The 526-nt window shown below is 63.7% G+C and carries 1 protein-coding gene; it reads left to right on the top strand.

The window, feature by feature from the left end:
* Positions 1–15: 15 nt before the first annotated feature.
* Positions 16–526, top strand: a 511-nt coding sequence (locus CK240_RS18535) for a replication initiation protein (RefSeq protein ID WP_205957945.1), incomplete at its 3' end; no start/stop codon positions are given.

Below are 526 nucleotides of genomic sequence, written 5' to 3'. Positions count from 1 at the left end.
ACCCAAGGTGGCTCAATGGTGCGGGCACTGATCCCGCCCGCAGGCGTCCATGCCCTCCGCAGTCCGCAGAACTTTGCCAAGATCGAGGCCCGCGCAGCCCACAGTCTAACCGGCCACGGCCGCCAACTTTATGTGCTGCTTGCTGACAAGAAGCGTTTGGGGCGGCCGTTCTGGACCTTCACCCTGGACGAGCTGCGCTCCCTCATGGGGGTGGCCGACAAGAAGTCCTACGAGCGTTGGAATAACTTCCGTCAATGGGTGCTCGAACCTGCCCTTGCGGCCGTAAACGACTACGGCACGGTCGAGGTCAGCATGAGCCCAGAGAAACAGGGACGTTCAGTCCATGCCGTTACCTTCCGCTGGCGTTGGAAGGACCCGCATGCTGCCGCTGACACCGCCAGCGAAAACGAGCGCCACAGCGTTGCACGCCGCCGTCAGCAGGAGACAGCCGGCGCGCCACCGATGATTGAGGACAGGGATGAAGCGGCCCGGCTCTGGTGGGAAGGTCTGGTCCAAAGCGCTCGCG

The organism is Paracoccus salipaludis (genome assembly GCF_002287065.1).
Classification (GTDB): domain Bacteria; phylum Pseudomonadota; class Alphaproteobacteria; order Rhodobacterales; family Rhodobacteraceae; genus Paracoccus; species Paracoccus salipaludis.
This window is presented reverse-complemented; position numbering and strand designations above follow the sequence as displayed.